The organism is Enteractinococcus helveticum (genome assembly GCF_001657475.1).
In the GTDB taxonomy this organism is placed as follows: domain Bacteria; phylum Actinomycetota; class Actinomycetes; order Actinomycetales; family Micrococcaceae; genus Yaniella; species Yaniella helvetica.
This window is the reverse complement of sequence record NZ_LXEY01000087.1, coordinates 1-1435: the sequence shown is the minus strand read 5'-3', so window position 1 is coordinate 1435 and position 1435 is coordinate 1. Positions and strand designations below refer to the sequence as shown.

Here is a 1435-nt window from a genome sequence, read left to right as displayed (position 1 = left end):
GGCTCATCGTAAAAATGAGTGTAGTTGGTGTCTGAATCCGCCGGTGTCGAGCAGTGCTCTGGTGATGTAATGCATGAGGTTACGGAAGCCTAGGGCGGTGCCGCGCAGGTGTTCGATTCTGCCGTTGATGGCTTCGGTGGGCCCATTGCTGGTACCGACGTGATCGAAGTATGCCAGGATATCTGCGGCTCGGCGTTTCATGGTCCGGCCCAAGGTTTGGAGTTCTTTGAGCGTGTTCGGAACGCCCTTGCTGATGGAATCTATCAGTTTCCTGAGCCGCTTTTTGGCTTGTTTTCGGTCGGGATGACGGTAGGCCGCCACGATCCGTTGGTAGATGTCATAGGTGGTTTGCACCGGGGCATGGTCAGGGTTGGCAAACACAGCGTCCAGGCGGGTCTGTTGTCGTTCTGTGAGGTAGTCTTTGCCGGTTTTCAAGACTTTGCGGATCCCATAGAGCGGATCACCGGAGCGCCCCCGATGGCCCAGCGTGGCCTGTTGAATCCGTTGCCGGGCCTTATCAACGGCTTGGCCAGCCAGGGCGACCACGTGGAAAGGATCCATCACCGTGACCGCTTCGGGCAGGGTTTCAGCGGCTGCGGTTTTATAGCCCGTGAACCCATCCATAGCCACGATCTCCACCCCGGCGCGAAACGCGCTGGTTTGGGCCTCGAGCCAGGTAATAAACGTTTGTTTGGATCGGCCCGGGACCATATCCAACAACCGCGCAGGACCGGTGCCATCAGCCACCGGGGTCAGATCGATCACCACAGTGACATATCGGTTGCCCCACCGGGTATGACGCCACACATGCTCATCGACCCCTAACACTCTGACGCCATTGAGTCGGTTGGGATCCTCAATGAGCAACCGCCGGCCGGTCGCCAACACGACGTCATTGGCGGTATGCCAGGACACGCCAAGATTGGCAGCCACCCGGGCAATGGATAACCGGTCGATGACCACCGATTTCAACGCCCACAACGCGGCCGCATGCGAGAGTTTAGCTTCTGGGGCGACCACGGACGTGGTGTCTTGTTGCCACACACAAGCACACGCATCACACCGATACCGACGCAACCGCAAATGCAGCTGGGTTGGCCGCCAGCCCATGGGCACGTGGGTGACGTTGCGCACCACACTGCCTCGCACGCGGGCCTGGGCACCGCACCGACGACAGAAATTGTCGCGGTCTACGATGCGACATTCCAACGTGGTCTGGTCGTGGTCGAGATGTTGACCGGTGACCGTCACGCCGAAATTACGGAGCATGCAAAAGGCGTCAAAATCTGGGCGCGAGAAGGTAGGCTTGGGCATGTCGAGGTCTTTCTTTAGATGTGTTGTTTGAGCACTTCCATCTTCGGAAGACCTCGACTTTTTTATGCCTTCAACACACCCCGGTCACCAAACCGATCTACACCCAAAATTCCGAAGAGCC

The 1435-nt window shown here is 58.1% G+C and carries 1 protein-coding gene; it reads right to left on the bottom strand.

Features of this window, described 5'->3' with window-relative positions; genetic code table 11:
- Positions 1-3: 3 nt before the first annotated feature.
- Entirely contained in the window at positions 4-1314 is a 1311-nt protein-coding gene (locus tag A6F49_RS14670) for an ISL3 family transposase (RefSeq protein WP_043055294.1), read from the bottom strand.
- Positions 1315-1435 lie beyond the last annotated feature (121 nt).

Bases quoted from the DNA above. Each gene is read 5' to 3' on its own strand.
- A6F49_RS14670 (WP_043055294.1), bottom strand. From the start codon at position 1,314: ATGCCCAAGCCTACCTTCTCGCGCCCAGATTTTGACGCCTTTTGCATG.